Genomic DNA, 18,295 nt, shown 5'->3' with positions numbered 1-18,295 from the left:
CTTTCTGGAGTCAGGAATGAAAGTAACACTGCCAGAGTTTGAACGTGCTGGAGTTATGGTTGTTGGGGATGTGATGCTGGATCGCTACTGGTATGGACCGACCAGCCGCATCTCTCCGGAAGCACCGGTACCGGTGGTTAAGGTCGACACCATTGAAGAGCGTCCCGGCGGCGCGGCAAACGTGGCGATGAACATTGCCTCTCTGGGCGCGCAGTCGCGTCTGGTGGGCTTGACCGGCATCGACGATGCGGCGCGCGCGCTGAGCAAGTCGCTGGCGGACGTGAACGTGAAGTGCGACTTCGTTTCTGTTCCGACCCACCCAACGATTACGAAACTGCGCGTGCTGTCGCGCAACCAGCAGCTGATCCGCCTCGACTTTGAAGAAGGGTTCGAAGGCGTCGATCCCGAGCCGCTGCACGAGCGTATCAACCAGGCGCTGGGCAATATCGGCGCGCTGGTGCTGTCCGATTACGCCAAAGGCGCGCTGGCGAGCGTGCAGACGATGATTCAGCTGGCGCGTAAAGCCAACGTACCCGTGCTGATCGACCCGAAAGGGACCGATTTTGAGCGCTATCGCGGCGCAACCCTGCTGACGCCAAACCTCTCCGAATTTGAAGCGGTGGCGGGCAAATGCAAAACCGAGGAAGAGCTGGTTGAGCGCGGCATGAAGATCATTGCTGACTTCGAATTATCTGCGCTTCTGGTGACCCGCTCCGAGCAGGGGATGACGCTGCTGCAGCCGGGCAAAGCGCCGCTGCATATGCCAACACAGGCGCAGGAAGTGTACGACGTGACCGGTGCCGGTGACACGGTGATCGGCGTTCTGGCGGCGACGCTGGCAGCGGGTAATTCTCTGGAAGAAGCGTGCTACTTCGCTAACGCCGCGGCGGGCGTGGTCGTGGGTAAACTCGGGACCTCAACCGTTTCGCCAATCGAGCTGGAAAACGCGGTGCGTGGTCGCGCGGATACTGGTTTTGGCGTCATGACAGAAGACGAGCTGAAGGTAGCCGTCGCCGCCGCGCGCAAGCGTGGAGAAAAGGTGGTGATGACCAACGGCGTGTTCGACATTCTGCACGCTGGCCACGTTTCTTATCTGGCGAATGCGCGCAAGCTGGGCGATCGCCTGATTGTGGCGGTCAACAGCGATGCGTCGACCAAACGTCTGAAGGGGGAAACGCGTCCGGTGAACCCGCTCGAGCAGCGTATGATCGTGCTCGGTGCGCTGGAAGCCGTGGACTGGGTGGTGTCGTTTGAAGAAGACACGCCGCAGCGCCTGATTGCCGGTATTCTGCCGGACCTGCTGGTAAAAGGCGGGGATTACAAGCCGGAGCAAATCGCGGGCAGCGAAGAAGTCTGGGCCAACGGCGGCGAGGTGATGGTGCTCAACTTTGAGGACGGGTGCTCAACCACCAACATCATCAAGAAGATTCAGAAAGACAGTAAGTAAAAAAACGGGCCGTTTGGCCCGTTTTTTTTCACCCTCTCCCTGTGGGAGAGGGCTGGGGTGAGGGCATCAGGCCGCACTTACTCCTGGTCATCCACCGGCGGAATGGCCGGTGCCGGCTTCACTTCTTCCGGCGCATTGCGGTTTTCCAGCTCGGTCAGACGCTGTTCCAGCAGCGCCAGCTTCTCGCGGGTGCGCAGCAGAACCTGGGTCTGCACGTCAAACTCTTCGCGGCTGACTAAATCAAGGCGAACCAACTGCGCCTGCAGCGTCTGGCGGATTTTCTTTTCTACGTCATCACCAAATTCACGAATGCCTTTTGGCATAGATTCATGAACCTGACGCGCGATCTGCTCAATTTTTTTCGGGTCAATCATTGTCGTTTCCCTTGATGGAAAGGTGTTAGTGTCCATTGTAGCGCGTCATGCCCGGGGTAAACAAAATTGTTTGATGCTTATGCATTGCCCAGGATAATCAATAGCGTTATAGTTATCTCGCTTATTCTCAGGGCGGGGCGAAATTCCCCACCGGCGGTAAATCAGCGTGACGCTGAAAGCCCGCGAGCGCTTTGGGTGAAAACTCAAAGGTCAGCAGATCCGGTGTAATTCCGGGGCCGACGGTTAGAGTCCGGATGGGAGAGAGTAACGATCAAGTCGGGCATGGGCCCGCTCACGTTATCTTTTTGCCGCTTATACGGCGCTCCTAAGACTGCCCTGATTCTGGTAACCATAATGTTAATGAGGTTTTTTTACCATGAATCAGACGCTACTTTCCTCTTTTGGCACTTCAACTCAACGTGTTGAACATGCACTGGATGCACTGCGCGAAGGCCGCGGTGTGATGGTGCTTGACGATGAAAACCGTGAAAACGAAGGCGACATGATTTTCGCCGCCGAAAACATGACCGTTGAACAGATGGCGCTGACCATCCGTCACGGCAGCGGCATCGTATGCCTGTGTATTACCGAAGATCGTCGTAAGCAGCTCGAGCTGCCGATGATGGTCGAAAACAACACCAGCGCCTTTGGTACCGGTTTTACCGTGACCATTGAAGCGGCGCATGGCGTGACCACCGGTGTGTCTGCGGCTGACCGTCTGACTACCGTACGTGCCGCGATTGCTGATGATGCGAAGCCATCCGATCTGCATCGTCCAGGCCACGTCTTCCCGCTGCGCGCGCAGGCGGGCGGCGTGTTGACCCGCGGCGGTCACACCGAAGCGACGATCGACCTGGTGACGCTGGCTGGCTTCAAACCTGCTGGCGTGCTGTGCGAACTGACCAACGATGACGGCACCATGGCGCGTGCGCCGGAGTGCATCACCTTTGCCCGCCTGCACAACATGCCGGTGGTCACGATTGAAGATCTGGTTGAGTATCGTCAGGCGCACGAGCGCAAAGCCAGCTGATAATAAAAACGCCGGGATGTCCCGGCGTTTTTTTACCCGATTCCTGCGGTCTGCAGCAGAACCAGACTTAATCCCATCACCGACATTCCGCACAGCACGCCATAGCTGGGGTTGTTGTTAGGATCGATCTCCTTCGCCAGCGGCATCAGTTCATCCACCGAAAGCGCAACCATGATCCCGGCTACCGCTGCCATAATCGCTGCCATCACTACCGGAGAGACCAGGCTACCGAGGATGAGCCAGGCCAGCACGCCGCCAAGGATTTCGGCCATCCCGGAAATACCCGCCCAGAACACAGCGGTGCGTTTCGATCCCGTTGCGGCATACACGGGCCCAGCGACGGCCAGTCCTTCAGGAATATTGTGTAAGGCCACCGCCAGAGCGATGCCAAAGCCCATCTCAAGATTGCTGCTGGCCGTCACGTAGGTGGCGACCCCTTCCGGGAAGTTATGCAGGCTGATGCCAAGCGTTAACAGCACGGCGGTACGCTTGATATTGCGCGGCATGGGCGTCACGTTTTTTTGTATTAAATCCTGCGGATGGGCGTGCGGCAGCATTCGATCGAGGGCAAAGTACCCCAGCAGGCCAAAGACAAACATGCCGTAGCCCAGCAGCGGAGACATGCCTTCTGTGCCCAGCGCGGCAGGGAGCATTTCCATCAGGGAGATGAGCAACATGATCCCGGCAGCAAAGCCCAGTGAGAAGGCCAGCACGCGGTTAGAGGGCTTTTGGCCGAGCACGCCGAGGATCGCGCCGATGAAGGTCGCGGCGCCCGCCAGTATGGTCAGGATCAGAGGGACTGACATGCATTGCTCCTTATGATAATGATTCTCATTAATATAAATGATTCATTTCTGGCAAAGCGAGGGGGAAAACCCGGCTTTACACATTCCTTACATTCAAATTTCCTGATGATGATCTTCACGCTTATCTGCGTTCATCTTTGCCGGATTGCGCGTAATGTAGCACCATTAAATTGACACCTTCCGTAAGGATATCACCATGACTTCTTCACGTATGCCAGCCCTGTTTTTAGGCCACGGTAGCCCTATGAACGTTCTGGAAGACAACGTCTATACCCGCGCCTGGCGTCATCTGGGCGAGACGCTACCGCGTCCGAAAGCGATCGTGGTGGTATCTGCGCACTGGTTTACCCGTGGGACGGGCGTGACCGCCATGGAAGCGCCAAAAACCATTCATGATTTTGGCGGCTTCCCGCAGGCGCTTTACGACACGCATTATCCGGCCCCCGGCTCGCCCGAGCTGGCACAAAGGCTGGAGGATTTGCTGGCGCCTGTCCCTGTGACGCTGGATAAAGAAGCCTGGGGCTTTGACCACGGCTCCTGGGGCGTGCTTATTAAAATGTATCCTGATGCGGATATCCCGATGGTACAGTTGAGCATCGACAGCACCAAACCGGCCGCCTGGCATCTGGAGATGGGGCTTAAGCTGGCAACCCTGCGTGATGAAGGCATCATGCTGGTGGCGAGCGGCAACGTGGTGCATAACCTGCGTACCGCACGCTGGCACGGTGAGAACACGCCGTACCCGTGGGCGACCGCCTTTAACGACTACGTTAAAGCGAACCTGACCTGGCAGGGGCCGGCTGAGGCGCATCCGCTGGTGAACTATCTGGATCATGAGGGCGGTTCGCTTTCTAACCCGACGCCGGAGCACTTCCTGCCGCTGCTGTACGTACTTGGCGCGTGGGATGGTCAGGAGCCGGTTACGATCCCGGTCGACGGTATTGAGATGGGCAGTTTGAGTATGCTATCGGTGCAGGTGGGATAATAAAAGCAAAACGGCAACTTCAGGTTGCCGTTTTTAGTCTTTCCACCCTCTCCCTGTGGGAGAGGGCTGGGGTGAGGGCATCAGGCCGCAGTCTTACTCCACGAAAATGTGCGGATAGAACCGCGACAGATCCTGCGTGATCAGCGCGCGATCTTCGCGAATGCCAATTCCGGCAGGCTGATCGTTGATGAGCCAGCTGCCAATCAGCGTATAGCTGTCGCCAAATTTTGGAAGTTGATAGAACTCCTGGACGATCATCCCTTCTTCGCCGTACGGCCCTTCAACCGCTTCCAGCGTCTTGCCGTTCTCGATAATCGACACGTTTGCGCCTTCGCGTGAGAAGATCGGCTTGACGACGTACTTCTTCATTTGCGGGTAATCATCTTCTGCAAAGTACGCCGGCAGCAGGTTCGGATGGTTCGGGAACATTTCCCAGAGCATCGGCAGCAGGGCTTTGTTGGAGATAATGCTCTTCCATGCCGGCTCAAGCCAGCGCACGCCAGCATCTTCCAGCTTGGTGGAGAACATCTCGCGCAGCATGTATTCCCACGGGTAGAGCTTGAACAGGTTGCTGATCACCTGGTCCTGCATGTCCGTGAACTGACCTTTTTCACCCAAGCCGATATCCTCGATATAGAGGAACTCGGTCGCCACCTCCGCTTCAGCGGCGCAATCCTGCAGATACTGAACCGTGCCACGGTCTTCTTCCGTGTCGCGGCAGCAGGCGAGATGCAGCAGGTTGAAGCCAAACTGCTCGCGCAGCTCGGCGAAGCGCTCGATCAGCTTTTCCTGCAGGCTGTTGAACTGGTCGCTGCCTTCCGGCAGGTTTCCGGCATTGGCCTGGTCTTCCAGCCAGATCCACTGAAAGAACGCCGCTTCGTACAGGGACGTTGGGGTATCGGCGTTGTTTTCCAGCAGCTTAGGCTCGCCTTTGCCGTCCCATGCCAGATCCAGGCGAGAGTAAAGCGAAGGCTGATTCGTTTTCCACGACTGGCGGACAAAGCTCCAGGTGTGCTTTGGAATGCGGAACTTTGCCATCAGCTCGTCGCTGTCGATGACTTTTTCCACCACCTTCAGGCACATCTGGTGCAGCTCGGCCGTTACCTCTTCCAGCTTCTCAACCTGGGCCAGCGTGAGCTTGTAATAGGCGTCTTCACACCAGTACGGCTCGCCGTACATGGTGTGGAAGTTAAAACCGTACTCGGTGGCTTTTTCGCGCCAGTCCGGGCGCTCGGTGATACTGACTCTTTCCATGATCAGCCGCCCATTGAGCGAGTAGAGGAGGTGCCTGTCGCGCTGCGCTGCATGCTGGTCTGCTTCGCCACAGACTCACCGAACCCGCCACGGGTGATGGTGCTGGTGGTCGCAGGCTTCGGCGCCATCGCCGTTTTCGGTACGGTCACGGTGCGGCCAGGGGTCGCTGCGCCGTAGCCTTTGCCGCTGGCATCGGTATATTGACCGTAAGCCGGGCTGGCCGGGTTTTTCGAGCTAAACAGCGGCTGCTGCTGGTAACCTGCACCACCGCCCATCAGGCGGCCCATCATGTAGCCTGCCATCAGCGGCATCCAGAAGCTGCCGCTGGACTGCGCCTGCGCCTGATTTTCAGGTGCGGTGCCTGCCTGAGCCGGTGCCTGCTGGCACTGACCTTCACCAAACTCCGCCACGCAGTCTTCGCGTGAGGCATATTTCGGCGCGGTACGTTCCGCTTCTTTCAGCGCGCTGGTGTAAGCCGTTTTACATTCGGCGGCTTTGCCGGTTGCGGCAGAGCAGTCGTCCGCGTTTTGATACAGCGAAACCGTTTCGTCATTTTTCTCACAGCCTGCCAGCATAAAGACAGCCGTGACCGCCAGCGCAACAGGGGTGAGGTGACGCGCGTTCCAGCTCTTGCGGAACGACGCGTGATTGATCGTTTTTGTCCGTTTCATCTTTGTCTTCCAGGACCCAGTGGTAATAACGCTCAGAATAGAGGATGAGTGGTTGAAAATGAAGCGAAGAGGGGCGGAATCAGGGGGATCTTTACGTTGACTTACGTTCGGATGTGATTCAGATGCGCCCTCTCCCTGTGGAAGAGGGCTGGAGTGAAGGCATCAGGCCGCAGTGGGCCTGATGACACTCTTAGTTACGGAACGGATTATTGCTCTTGCTGGCAGGCGCAGTGGTTCGCGCGGCAGCAGGCTGTGCAGCAGGGGTAGTGCCGTTAGCGTTGAAGTTATCAACCGCGGCAACCTGCTCCGGGTTCTCCGGTGCAACGCTGTCCGGAGAGGTGGAGACCGGTTTGCCCAACGCGCTGTTCAGCATCTGCAGGTCTTGCTCGTTCAGCGTACCCAGAGCCTGTTTGATGTTCAGCTGGTTAATCAGGTACTGGTAACGCGCGCTGGAGAGCTGCTGTTTCGCGTTGTACAGCGTGGTGGTCGCATCGAGCACGTCCACAATAGTACGTGTACCGACCGAGTAACCTGCTTCCATCGCGTCCAGGGAGCTCTGTGCAGACACAACGGCCTGTTTATAGGCGTTGATGCTGCTGATTGAGGCGTTCACGTTGTTGAAGGAGGAACGCACGGTCTGCACCACGTTGCGGTGGGCGCTTTCCAGCTGCTCGCTCGCGCCAACAAAGTTGTACTGCGCCTGTTTCACCTGGGAGTTGACCTGACCGCCCTGATACAGCGGCAGGGAGAAGCTCAGGCCCACCTTGTTCTGGCCCATATTGCTGTCGTCATACTGGGACGTATTGGTTTTAGAGCCGCTGTAGGTTGTATCAGAGACACCGGTAGACGCGCTCAGGCTCAGGGTTGGCAGATGGCCGTCCTGCGCCTGACGAATTTGCTCGCGGGCCAGGTCCTGGCTCAAACGCGCCTGCAGCAGCGTCAGGTTGCGGTTTTCCGCCTCTTTCAGCAGGGCGTTAACGGCCTGCGGCTTATCCGTTTTGAAGCTGTCGACGTTCAGGGAGGCCAGCTCAGGATAGTAATTGCCGGTGACCTGACGCAGGGATTCCAGCGCGTTGTCGAGGTTGTTACGCGCGGTCACTTCGTTAGCCAGCACGGTGTCGTACTGTGAACGGGCGTTCTGCACGTCGGTGATCGCGACCAGGCCCACGTTGAAGCGCTGGGTGGTTTGATCTAACTGACGGTAAATGGCCTGTTTCTGCGCTTCGGTGTAGGAGAGTGCGTCAATCGCGCTCAGCACGTTGAAGTACGCCGTGGCAGTATTCAGGATCAGCGCCTGCTGGTCGGTCTGATAGGTCACATCCTGGATGCCTGCGCTCTTTTCCTGCAGGGTCAGGGCACGCCATTTGGACATATCAAACAGCGTCTGTGTTAATTGCAGTGAGGCGCTGGTAGCATTGGAGTTTACGCCGTTAGCGTCGCGGAAACCGTTGCTGTAGGTATAATCTGCACCTAAACCTAACTGTGGCAGCAAGGGGCTACGAGCTTCGTTAATCTTTTCAAACGCAGCATCACGATCGGCCGCTGATTTACGTAAATCAGGGTTGCCCAGACGTGCCTGCTGGTAGACCTGTAACAGGTTTTCCGCCTGGCTCATTGCACTGAAGCCCGTCAGGCTCAGGCCGATAAGGATGGGGAGCAATTTCTTCATTTGCATTCCTTGTTGTGAAGCAGTATTAGCGCTGATCTAATTAAAAAATAATTGCCGATTCTAACAGAATCATCCACACCAAAAGGTTGGCGTTACGTGCCATCTGGCGGTAATTTGCACCAATCTACCATATAGCCTTACAAACGGCAGCCAAACAGCCTTGAAATTCACAATTTCATCACCATTGCTACCAGGACTCGACTCATGCAAAAACCAGAAAAGTTGCCCGTGACATTCGCCAAAAACGATGTAGAAATTATTGCACGAGAAACGCTTTATAGCGGTTTTTTTTCAATGGATCTTTACCGTTTCAGGCATCGCCTGTTCAACGGTGAAATGAGCGGCGAAATCAGACGCGAAATTTTTGAGCGCGGGCATGCGGCAGTCTTGCTACCCTTTGACCCAGTGCGTGACGAAGTTGTGCTGGTGGAGCAGATCCGCATCGCCGCTTATGACGTCAGTGAGAGCCCGTGGCTGCTGGAAATGGTGGCCGGGATGATCGAAGAAGGTGAGACGGTTGAAGACGTCGCCCGACGCGAGGCGCTGGAAGAGGCCGGGCTGGTGGTGGGCCGCACAAAACCGGTGCTGAGCTATCTGGCAAGCCCGGGAGGTACCAGCGAGCGCTTGTCCATTATGGTGGGCGAAGTGGACGCCACGACGGCGGAAGGGATCCACGGTCTGGCAGATGAAAACGAAGATATTCGGGTTCATGTGGTGAGCCGGGAACAGGCTTATCAGTGGGTAGAAGAGGGGAAAATCGACAACGCAGCGTCTGTCATCGCCCTGCAATGGCTGCAGCTGCATTATCAGACATTACGAAACGAGTGGAAAAAATGAAGCGCTATACGCCTGACTTCCCAGAAATGATGCGCCTGTGCGAAACCAATTTCGCACAATTGCGCCGCCTGCTGCCGAAAAACGACGCACCCGGCGAAACGGTAAGCTATCAGGTGAGCAACGCGCAGTATCGTTTAACGATAACAGAATCAACGCGCTACACTACGCTGGTGGAAATTGAGCAAACGGCACCCAGCATTAGCTACTGGAGCCTGCCGTCGATGACGGTACGCCTCTATCACGACGCGATGGTCGCTGAAGTGTGTTCAAGCCAGCAGATCTTTCGCTTCAAGGCGCGGTATGATTACCCGAATAAAAAGTTGCATCAACGCGACGAAAAGCATCAAATTAACCAGTTTTTAGCCGACTGGCTAAGATATTGTTTAGCACATGGAGCAATGGCGATTCCGGTTTGTTAGCGTCATAAACCTACCTAAGGACACCATTTGGAAAGCCTGTTGAACCTGACTGTTGCTGGTGGGGCGCCAGTCAGGATATTACAAATCACCGATACCCACCTTTTTGCCGAAAAGCATGAAACGCTGCTGGGGGTGAATACCTGGGAGAGTTATCAGGCGGTACTTAGCGCGATTCACGCCGAAAACCGTGCATGCGATCTGATTGTCGCAACGGGCGATCTGGCGCAGGACCAATCTTCCGCGGCCTACCAGCATTTTGCTGAAGGCATCGCGAGCTTTAGCGTGCCTTGCGTCTGGCTGCCAGGAAATCATGACTTCCAGCCCGCTATGTACAGTTCTCTCCAGGATGCGGGTATTTCTCCGGCGAAATGTGTTTTTGCGGGTGACCAGTGGCAGATCCTGCTGCTGGATAGCCAGGTGTTTGGCGTCCCGCACGGTGAGTTAAGCGAGTTTCAGCTCGACTGGCTGGAGACCAAACTGGCTGCTGAACCTGAACGTCACACGCTGCTGTTGCTTCATCATCACCCTCTGCCGGCGGGCTGTAGCTGGCTCGATCAGCACAGTCTGCGCAACTCCGCAGCGTTGGATCGCGTGCTGGCGAAGTTCCCGCGAGTGAAAAACCTGCTGTGTGGACATATTCACCAGGAACAGGATCTCGACTGGAACGGGCGCCGCATGCTGGCGACGCCGTCGACCTGCGTTCAGTTTAAGCCCCACTGCGCCAACTTTACGCTGGATACCATTGCGCCAGGCTGGCGCTGGCTGGAACTGCATGCCGACGGCACGCTGACCACGGAAGTCTGCCGTTTGACCGGTGCAAAATTCCGCCCGGATACCGCTTCAGAAGGCTATTGATGTCTACGCTCCTTTATCTGCACGGATTCAACAGCTCGCCGCGCTCCGCAAAAGCGACTCTGTTTCGCCAGTGGCTGAGCGAGCATCACCCCGACGTTGAGATGATTATCCCGCAGCTGCCGCCTTACCCGGCAGAGGCCGCGGAGATGCTGGAATCGATTGTGCTTGCGCACGGCGGCGAAACCTTTGGTGTGGTCGGTTCCTCGCTGGGCGGGTATTACGCCACCTGGCTCTCACAATGCTTCATGCTACCTGCCGTTGTGGTTAATCCGGCGGTTCGGCCATTTGAGCTGCTGAGGGACTTTCTTGGCGAAAACGAGAACCCCTACACCGGGCAGCAATATGTGCTAGAGTCACGCCATATTTACGATCTCAAAGTTATGCAGGTCGACCCGCTTGAGGCGCCGGATCTCATCTGGCTGTTGCAGCAGACGGGTGATGAAGTGCTGGATTACCGCCAGGCAGTGGCGTATTACGCCTCCTGCCGCCAGACTATAGAAGAGGGCGGAAACCATGCTTTCACGGGCTTTGAGAATCATTTCACCCAGATTGTCGATTTTCTTGGACTGCACAGCCACTGACAATCAATGCGAATTGCTAGTTTAAATCATGACGCAAACCTATAACGCTGATGCCATTGAGGTCCTCACCGGGCTTGAGCCGGTTCGCCGCCGCCCGGGGATGTACACCGATACAACGCGCCCAAACCATCTGGGCCAGGAAGTTATTGATAACAGTGTGGACGAAGCGCTGGCGGGCCATGCCAAACGCGTTGACGTTATCCTGCATGCCGATCAGTCGCTGGAAGTCATCGACGACGGGCGCGGCATGCCGGTGGATATCCATCCGGAAGAGGGCGTGCCTGCCGTTGAGCTGATCCTCTGTCGTCTGCATGCGGGCGGTAAGTTCTCCAACAAGAACTACCAGTTCTCCGGCGGCCTGCACGGCGTGGGGATTTCCGTCGTCAACGCCCTGTCCAAGCGCGTGGAAGTAAACGTCCGTCGCGACGGCCAGATTTATAACATCGCGTTTGAAAACGGCGAGAAGGTGCAGGATCTGCAGGTTGTCGGCACGTGCGGCAAACGCAACACCGGCACCAGCGTCCACTTCTGGCCTGACGAAAGCTTCTTCGACAGCCCGCGCTTTTCCGTATCCCGCCTGACGCACCTGCTGAAAGCCAAAGCGGTGCTGTGTCCGGGTGTGGAAATTACCTTTAAGGATAACGTCAACAATACCGAGCAGACCTGGTGCTACGCCGATGGCCTGAACGACTACCTGTGCGAAGCGGTAAACGGCCTGCCGACGCTGCCGGAAAAACCGTTCGTCGGTAACTTTAGCGGCGATACCGAAGCGGTCGACTGGGCTCTGCTGTGGCTGCCGGAAGGCGGCGAACTGCTGACCGAAAGCTACGTCAACCTGATCCCAACCATGCTCGGCGGTACCCACGTCAACGGGCTGCGTCAGGGACTGCTGGACGCGATGCGCGAATTTTGCGAATACCGCAATATCCTGCCGCGCGGCGTGAAGCTGTCGGCGGAAGATATCTGGGACCGCTGCGCCTACGTGCTCTCCGTGAAGATGCAGGATCCGCAGTTTGCCGGTCAGACCAAAGAGCGTCTGTCGTCACGCCAGTGCGCGGCGTTCGTTTCCGGCGTGGTGAAAGATGCGTTTACCCTGTGGCTGAACCAGAACGTTCAGGCAGCAGAGATGCTGGCTGAAATGGCGATATCCAGCGCCCAGCGTCGTCTGCGTGCCGCGAAGAAAGTGGTGCGTAAAAAGCTGACCAGCGGCCCTGCGCTGCCGGGCAAGCTGGCGGACTGTACCGCGCAGGATCTCAACCGTACCGAGCTATTCCTCGTGGAAGGGGACTCGGCGGGCGGATCGGCCAAGCAGGCTCGCGACCGTGAATACCAGGCGATCATGCCGCTCAAGGGGAAAATCCTGAACACCTGGGAGGTCTCTTCAGACGAAGTGCTGGCCTCGCAGGAAGTCCACGATATCTCGGTGGCGATCGGTATCGATCCGGACAGCGACGATCTGAGCCAGCTGCGCTACGGCAAGATCTGTATCCTCGCGGATGCGGACTCCGATGGTCTGCACATCGCCACGCTGCTGTGCGCGCTGTTTGTGAAGCACTTCCGCACGCTGGTTAAAAATGGTCACGTCCACGTGGCGCTGCCGCCGCTTTATCGTATCGACCTCGGCAAAGAGGTTTACTACGCGCTGACGGAAGAAGAAAAAGCGGGCGTGCTGGAACAGCTGAAGCGCAAGAAGGGCAAACCTAACGTTCAGCGCTTTAAAGGGCTGGGCGAGATGAACCCGATGCAGCTGCGCGAAACGACGCTGGATCCGAACACGCGCCGTCTGGTGCAGCTGACGATCAGCGACGAAGACGAACAGCAGACCAACGCCATTATGGATATGCTCCTTGCCAAGAAACGTTCGGAAGACCGTCGTAACTGGCTGCAGGAGAAAGGCGATATGGCGGATATTGAGGCCTGATGCCCTCACCCTAACCCTCTGTCACAGCGAGAGGGAATGGATCGTAAGCCCGGTAAGCGTTAGCGCCACCGGGCTTTTTTACATCAAAACTCCATCTTCACCGTAAACTGCACTTCGCGCGGGTCGCCAATCTGATTACCCAGATTGTTGGTGGCGATAGATGAGGTGTAGTAGGTTTTATCAAACAGATTCTTCACGTTCACCTGCAGCGTCACCGGATACTGTAGCTTCATCTTGTACGCCGCAAACGCATCCGCCACGAAATAGCCCGGCAGATAATAATCCGCACCGTTGGTTGCGGAACGACGGCTTACGCCGTGCCCGCCGCCGCCCAGCGTCAGGGTATTACCGGCAAACGCATTGTGAATATCGTAGGTCAGGAACAGGGAGCCGGTATGGCGCGGCACGTTCGGCAGCGGTTTGCCCGCGTAGTCCGGATCTTCCAGCACCTTCGCGTCGGTATAGCCATAGCTGGCGATAATATTGGTGTTCTCGGTCAGTGAACCGGCCAGATCCACCTCCACGCCCTGGGAGCGCACGCGGCCCGCCGTTTTGGCGATGGTTTCCCCCCCCACGCTTTCGTTGTACAGCACGTTGCGTTTGTGGATATCAAACAGCGCGATATTGGCGGTAACGCCGTCGAACAGGTCGAACTTTGCGCCCACTTCGTAAGCATTCGACGTTTCCGGCGGCAGATCGCCGATGTAGCTCGCAATGGACGACTGCGGCATAAACGTTTGCGAGTAGTTGGCAAACAGCGAGACCGCTGGCGTGAGCTTATAAACCAGCCCCAGCTTCGGCGTCCACTGTTCGTCGCGGCTGTCGGTGTTGACGTTGAACGGGCGGCCTTTCCCCGCGTACTGGGTGTAATACTGGTAGCGCATGCCTGCGACGGCAATCCACTTATCGGTCAGGTACAGCGCGTCCTGCGCATAGGCAGAGTAGCTTTCCTGCTTCAGCGTCTGGTCGCTGTCGGACGCCGACACGGTGGTGCATTTGCCGAGTTTGCCATACGTCGGATGATAGATATTGAAATCCTTAACGTTCTTACAGCGGATCATGTCGGTGCGCAGCAGATCGTAATTCTCATACGACACGCCGGTCAGGATCTCATTGTAAAAGCCCGCGATGTCCACGTTCCCCTGCAGATCCGCGCGCGTCGTGTGCATACGCTGTGTCGAGCCCTGGGTGGCATCCACTCGGCGGGTCAGGTTGCCGGTTTTTGAATCGTATGCCATCACGCGCGCCTGGTTATCGCTGTATTTATCCTGGCTGTAGCTGTAGTCAAACTTCGCGGTCCACTGGCTGTTGAGGCGATATTCCGCATTGAGCTGAGCGAGATCGGACTGGCCGTCGGTCACGTTAAACGGCTCATCAAAGCGGGTTTTGCGATCGACGTCGACGGCCTTTTTGGTGTTGAGATCGAAGATCGTTCCGCGATCGAACGGCGTTTTATAGTCGCGATGCGAATAGAGCACGGTCACGGTGGCGTCGTCGCCGAACCAGGTGAGGGACGGGGCGATAAAGGTGCTGCGTTCGTTGCCAAAATTACGCCAGTAATCCTCGTCCTGATACTCACCCGTGAGGCGATACGCCAGACGCGTGCCGTCAATTGGGCCAGTAACATCGATCTGTCCGGTACCGCCGCCAAAGCTGGAAGAGGTGGCAGAAATTGAACCGCCGAAGGTCTTCTCAGGGCGTTTGGTGACGACGTTAATCAGGCCGCCCGGATCGAGAATGCCGTACAGCGTGGAGGCCGGGCCTTTCAACACCTCCACGCGCTCGGTTGCGGCATTAAAGCTGCGCGGCAGGACGGTGCGCAGGCCGTTAGTCATGATCGAGCCGTCGCGGTTCGCGCCAAATCCGCGGCGCACGAAGGCATCCTGCGTACCGCCCAGGGTGTTGGTCTGCACCACGTTGCTGACGTTGTACAGAGCTTCATCCAGCGTGGTGGCATTTTGATCCTCCAGCACTTTGTCGCTGACGGTATTGACCACCTGCGGGATGTCCAGCATCGGCATGTTGGTTAACGTCGCGGTGGAGGTGTTCAGCGGCTGATAGCCGTTGGTGGCCTCCGCCGCAGTAGTTGGATCGGCGGTGACGGTAAGCGTTTCGCCGTCTTTAGCCGCGGTGTTATCTGCTGCCTGAACCAGCGGCGCCATAAACAGCAGGGAAAAGAGCGCGCGCCCTTTTACCCCAGAGAGTGAAGGTGTGAACGTAGCCATTACATCTGTTATCCCGAAATATCCCGCGAATGCGTTCGCGGCAAACTGTGTGAGTCATTGCCCTTTACGGTCTGTCCGTTAGCCGGAAGTGGCATCGGACATGTAATTGAGAATCATTCAATCATGCGTGAATGTAGTAGTAAATGGAAAAAAGAAAAAATCGACTACAGCGTTTAACCGTGCGTACAAGCGCAGCGGGATCATAATTAACTTATTGAAATAGATGTTTTTACAAGCCGTCGAGTTTTCACTTTTACTCAGGTTTATCCCTGGCTTTATCAGGGTGTTTCTTCGCTTGACTACTACATGGCGCGGCGTCAAACTCTCAAAAGAGAATGAGTTTTATTTTTATTTATTGGTTTTTCATTACGTTGGCGTTCACGTGGCTCACAACACACACAAACCGGGTCTGGTTCTGGAGAACCTCTCTGCGGGCTATCAGAAAAAAATCATCGTTGATGATATCTCCCTTGCGATCCCACAGCAGAAAATGACCGTGCTGGTAGGGGCGAACGGCTGTGGGAAATCCACGCTGCTGAGCACTATCGCGCGGCTGCTGCAGCCGCTTGGGGGAACGGCGCTGCTGGACGGTAAAGCCATTCATGAGCAGCCCACCAAAGCGGTCGCCCGTCAGCTTGGCATTCTCCCGCAGTCGCCGCTGCTGCCGGAAGGGTTAACCGTTTTTGAACTGGTCTCGCGCGGGCGTTTTCCCTGGCAGAACTTTATGCGTCAGTGGAGCGACGAGGACGAGCGGGCGGTGGAAGAGGCCCTGCGCCTGACCGGCACGGCAGAGTTTGCCCATATGCCAGTGGAAAGCTTATCCGGCGGCCAGCGTCAGCGCTGCTGGATCGCCATGGCGCTGGCGCAGCAAACGCCGTATATCCTGCTTGACGAGCCGACGACGTATCTCGATCTCCGCTACCAGGTGGAGATCCTTGAGCTTCTGCATACGCTGACGCGTGAGCACGGGCGTACCGTGGTGGTGGTGCTGCACGATCTTAACTTTGCCGTGAACTACGGTGATTCGCTGGTCTTTTTGCGCCAGGGAAAAGTCGAGGGGGTGTTACATGAAGGCGACGTCTGCACGCCGGAACTGATCAAAGCGGTGTTTGATGTGGACGTGCATATGTCCATCAACCCCTTGACCGGCAAACCGTTCTTTATGCCGTTTCGCCAGAGCCTTGAACAGCCATGATACGCCCTTCTCTGGCCTTCCTGATTTTTATATTGCTGCTGGCGCTGGGTGCGATTACGCATCTTGGCATCGGTGCACGCTTTATCGCCCCGCAGACGGTAGTGGAGGCATTCATCCACTTCGACCCGCGCAATTTCGACCATAACGTCATTATCAAATTACGACTGCTGCGCCTCTGCGCCGCGATGGTGACGGGCGCCGCGCTCGGCGTGGCGGGCGTGCTGCTGCAGTCTGTGATCCGCAACCCGCTCGGCGAACCGCATATTCTGGGGCTCAACGCCGGGGCTGCGCTGGCAGTGGTGAGCGTCAGCGCGCTTGGCCTGTCGCTGCCGTTTGGTCGCCCGCTCGTTGCCGCCGCCGGTGCCGCCGCGCTGTTTTTGCTGGTGCTGATGTTCTCCTCGTCCGGTCGCACCGGGCTTACGCCGATGAAGGTCACCCTGTGCGGCGTGGCGATGTCGGCGTTTGCCTCGTCGATTACCGCCGCGGTGTTAATCCTGGATGAACAGACGCTGCTCGACCTGCGTACCTGGCTGGCGGGTGATATCGCCGGGGTTAACGCGCAGATGCTCCAGAGCGCCCTGTGGGCTGCAGCCGCTGGTTTTGTTCTTGCTATCGGGCTGTCGCCCTCGCTCAACATGCTGGCGCTAGGCGACAGAATGGCGCAGGGGCTTGGCGTGTCCCTGCTGAAAACCCGCCTGCTCGCCCTGCTGGCCATCGCGCTACTCTGCGGCGCGGCCGTCTCTATCGCCGGGCCGATTGGTTTTATTGGCCTGGTCGTGCCGCAGCTCATTCGCCGTCTGGTGTCAGTTGATTTACGCGTGATGGTGCCGCTGTCTGCCCTGTGCGGCGCGCTGGTGCTGCTGCTGGCGGACATCGCCGCCCGCACGCTGTTTACCCCCTGGGAGCTGGCAACCGGCATCATGACGGCCCTGGTCGGCGCGCCCGTATTCATCTTTATGGCGTCGAGGATGTTCAAATGAACCGGGCCGGATTCCGCGCGATCCGAATTGGCCGTATATCGGCGCTGGTTCGCCCGCGGGCGCTGGCGTGCCTGATTCTTTTGGCGCTGGTGGCGCTAAGCCTGCTGGGCTTTGGCCTGACGCACGGTTCTCTGCCCATTCCCACCTCCGCCATCGGGCGCGCGCTGTTTTCTCCTGCGAGCCTGACGGCGGAGACGCGCTACATCGTGATGGATATCCGCCTGCCGCGCCTGCTGATGGCGGTGCTGTGCGGGGCGATGCTCGGTATGGCGGGGGCGGCAATGCAGTCCATCACCCGCAATGGCCTGGCTGACCCAGGGCTTATCGGCGTGAAGGAGGGCTGTAGCGCGGCGGTGCTGCTGCTGATTTTTCAGTTCCCGGCGCTGAGCCTGGCCTGGCGTCCGCTGGTCGGCATGGCCGGTGGGCTGCTCACCGCGCTGTTAGTTATCGGCCTGGCGCGCGATATCTCGCGCCCGCGGTTCATCCTGATCGGCATCGGCGTGTCGTGGGCGTTTGCCGCCGCAATGAGCGTCTTTATCACTACCGCTGACGTGCGCGACGTGCAGACGGCGATGCTGTGGCTGGCGGGAAGCCTGCATGCGGCAAACTGGACGCTGGTGGGCCTGGCCGCGCTCTGGGCCGCTCCCGCTTTTGCGCTGCTGCTCTTTACCGCGCGGGCAGCGGACGTGGCGTTGCTCGGCAATCAGGCCGCCGCGGGTCTTGGCGTGCGCATAACGCGGCTGGCGCTGCTGAGGGTTCTCGCCCCGGTGGTGCTGACGGCGGCCTGCGTCTCGTGCGTTGGCAGTATAGGTTTCGTGGGGCTGATTGCCCCGCATATGGCGCGCCTGCTGCTGCGCGGTGGGCAAACCGCGCTCCTGACGGGAAGCGCCGTGCTGGGCGCGCTGCTGGTGCTGCTGGCGGATAACGTCGGGCGTCTTGCATTCCTCCCGCTGCAGCTGCCGGCGGGAATTGTCATTTCATTGATTGGCGGACCGTTTTTCCTGCTGCTGCTCTGGCAGCGTCGGGACAGATTTTAGGGGGACTAT

At 57.7% G+C, this 18,295-nt stretch carries 17 protein-coding genes and 1 riboswitch; of the genes, 11 read left to right on the top strand and 6 right to left on the bottom strand.

The features are described from left to right. The first annotated feature begins 16 nt into the window (after positions 1–16). The gene (hldE, locus tag UR504_RS09285) at positions 17–1,447 is read left to right on the top strand and encodes a bifunctional D-glycero-beta-D-manno-heptose-7-phosphate kinase/D-glycero-beta-D-manno-heptose 1-phosphate adenylyltransferase HldE (protein ID WP_111963291.1); all 1,431 of its coding nucleotides are present in this window, start codon (positions 17–19) and stop codon (positions 1,445–1,447) included. 77 nt (positions 1,448–1,524) lie between these two features. On the opposite strand, the gene ubiK is transcribed toward hldE, so the two are convergent. Then, entirely contained in the window at positions 1,525–1,821 is a 297-nt protein-coding gene (gene ubiK / locus UR504_RS09280) for a ubiquinone biosynthesis accessory factor UbiK (protein WP_014071796.1), read from the bottom strand. Positions 1,822–1,940: 119 nt separating this feature from the next. Beyond that, positions 1,941–2,091, top strand: a riboswitch (FMN riboswitch). A 106-nt stretch (positions 2,092–2,197) separates the two neighbouring features. Here ubiK and ribB point away from each other — a divergent pair. Next, the gene (gene ribB, locus UR504_RS09275) at positions 2,198–2,851 is read left to right on the top strand and encodes a 3,4-dihydroxy-2-butanone-4-phosphate synthase (protein WP_028017147.1); all 654 of its coding nucleotides are present in this window, start codon (positions 2,198–2,200) and stop codon (positions 2,849–2,851) included. Between the two features lie 32 nt (positions 2,852–2,883). On the opposite strand, the gene zupT is transcribed toward ribB, so the two are convergent. Further along, positions 2,884–3,657, bottom strand: a complete 774-nt coding sequence (gene zupT, locus UR504_RS09270) for a zinc transporter ZupT (protein ID WP_302237546.1) — start codon at positions 3,655–3,657, stop codon at positions 2,884–2,886. Positions 3,658–3,853: 196 nt separating this feature from the next. On the opposite strand from zupT, the gene ygiD reads away from it, so the two are divergent. Beyond that, a complete protein-coding gene (ygiD, locus tag UR504_RS09265; RefSeq protein ID WP_302237543.1) occupies positions 3,854–4,642 on the top strand; it encodes a 4,5-DOPA dioxygenase extradiol in 789 nt (262 codons plus the stop codon). A gap of 93 nt (positions 4,643–4,735) precedes the next feature. Here the strand turns inward: ygiD and UR504_RS09260 are convergent, their stop codons facing one another. The 3 genes from UR504_RS09260 to tolC form a co-directional block, all read right to left on the bottom strand. Further along, positions 4,736–5,896: a glutathionylspermidine synthase family protein gene (locus UR504_RS09260; RefSeq protein WP_127732331.1), complete on the bottom strand. Its 1,161-nt coding sequence runs from the start codon at positions 5,894–5,896 to the stop codon at positions 4,736–4,738. Between the two features lie 2 nt (positions 5,897–5,898). Then, entirely contained in the window at positions 5,899–6,567 is a 669-nt protein-coding gene (locus tag UR504_RS09255) for a DUF1190 family protein (protein ID WP_048028997.1), read from the bottom strand. Between the two features lie 190 nt (positions 6,568–6,757). After that, positions 6,758–8,236 carry an outer membrane channel protein TolC gene (tolC, locus tag UR504_RS09250; protein ID WP_302237539.1) on the bottom strand — a complete coding sequence of 493 codons (1,479 nt, stop codon included), beginning with the start codon at positions 8,234–8,236 and terminating at the stop codon, positions 6,758–6,760. 204 nt (positions 8,237–8,440) lie between these two features. Here tolC and nudF point away from each other — a divergent pair, with 204 nt between their 5' ends. The 5 genes from nudF to parE are packed head-to-tail and all read left to right on the top strand — an operon-like array spanning position 8,441 to position 12,849. Next, complete coding sequence (nudF, locus tag UR504_RS09245; protein ID WP_008502974.1) at positions 8,441–9,073, top strand: ADP-ribose diphosphatase; 633 nt, start codon at positions 8,441–8,443, stop codon at positions 9,071–9,073. Then, positions 9,070–9,492 carry a DUF1249 family protein gene (locus UR504_RS09240; protein WP_014833293.1) on the top strand — a complete coding sequence of 141 codons (423 nt, stop codon included), beginning with the start codon at positions 9,070–9,072 and terminating at the stop codon, positions 9,490–9,492. Before nudF ends, UR504_RS09240 begins: the two co-directional genes overlap by 4 nt. Positions 9,493–9,519: 27 nt before the next feature. Continuing rightward, complete coding sequence (cpdA, locus tag UR504_RS09235) at positions 9,520–10,347, top strand: 3',5'-cyclic-AMP phosphodiesterase (RefSeq protein ID WP_111963286.1); 828 nt, start codon at positions 9,520–9,522, stop codon at positions 10,345–10,347. Beyond that, the gene (gene yqiA / locus UR504_RS09230) at positions 10,347–10,928 is read left to right on the top strand and encodes an esterase YqiA (protein WP_047173609.1); all 582 of its coding nucleotides are present in this window, start codon (positions 10,347–10,349) and stop codon (positions 10,926–10,928) included. The genes cpdA and yqiA overlap by 1 nt, the downstream gene beginning before the upstream one ends. A gap of 28 nt (positions 10,929–10,956) precedes the next feature. Then, on the top strand, positions 10,957–12,849 hold the full coding sequence (gene parE / locus UR504_RS09225; RefSeq protein WP_271369557.1) for a DNA topoisomerase IV subunit B: 1,893 nt from the start codon (positions 10,957–10,959) through the stop codon (positions 12,847–12,849). A gap of 83 nt (positions 12,850–12,932) precedes the next feature. Here parE and UR504_RS09220 read toward each other — a convergent pair whose 3' ends face one another. After that, positions 12,933–15,074, bottom strand: a complete 2,142-nt coding sequence (locus UR504_RS09220; protein ID WP_302237531.1) for a TonB-dependent siderophore receptor — start codon at positions 15,072–15,074, stop codon at positions 12,933–12,935. A 382-nt stretch (positions 15,075–15,456) separates the two neighbouring features. On the opposite strand from UR504_RS09220, the gene UR504_RS09215 reads away from it, so the two are divergent. Genes UR504_RS09215 through UR504_RS09205 form a run of 3 tightly spaced genes read left to right on the top strand, consistent with a single transcriptional unit; the run spans position 15,457 to position 18,286 of the window. Then, positions 15,457–16,269, top strand: coding sequence for an ABC transporter ATP-binding protein (locus UR504_RS09215; RefSeq protein ID WP_115876386.1), 813 nt, complete (start codon positions 15,457–15,459; stop codon positions 16,267–16,269). After that, positions 16,266–17,249 (top strand): FecCD family ABC transporter permease, encoded by a 984-nt coding sequence (locus tag UR504_RS09210; RefSeq protein ID WP_302237528.1) that lies wholly within the window; start codon positions 16,266–16,268, stop codon positions 17,247–17,249. Before UR504_RS09215 ends, UR504_RS09210 begins: the two co-directional genes overlap by 4 nt. Continuing rightward, the gene (locus UR504_RS09205) at positions 17,246–18,286 is read left to right on the top strand and encodes a FecCD family ABC transporter permease (RefSeq protein ID WP_302237525.1); all 1,041 of its coding nucleotides are present in this window, start codon (positions 17,246–17,248) and stop codon (positions 18,284–18,286) included. Before UR504_RS09210 ends, UR504_RS09205 begins: the two co-directional genes overlap by 4 nt. The last annotated feature ends 9 nt before the right edge of the window (positions 18,287–18,295 follow it).

The sequence above is a fragment of the Enterobacter sp. 241F3 genome (assembly GCF_034106785.1).
GTDB lineage: Bacteria > Pseudomonadota > Gammaproteobacteria > Enterobacterales > Enterobacteriaceae > Enterobacter > Enterobacter vonholyi.
Note: the sequence above shows the minus strand (reverse complement) of the source record. Positions and strands in the feature narration are given on the sequence as shown.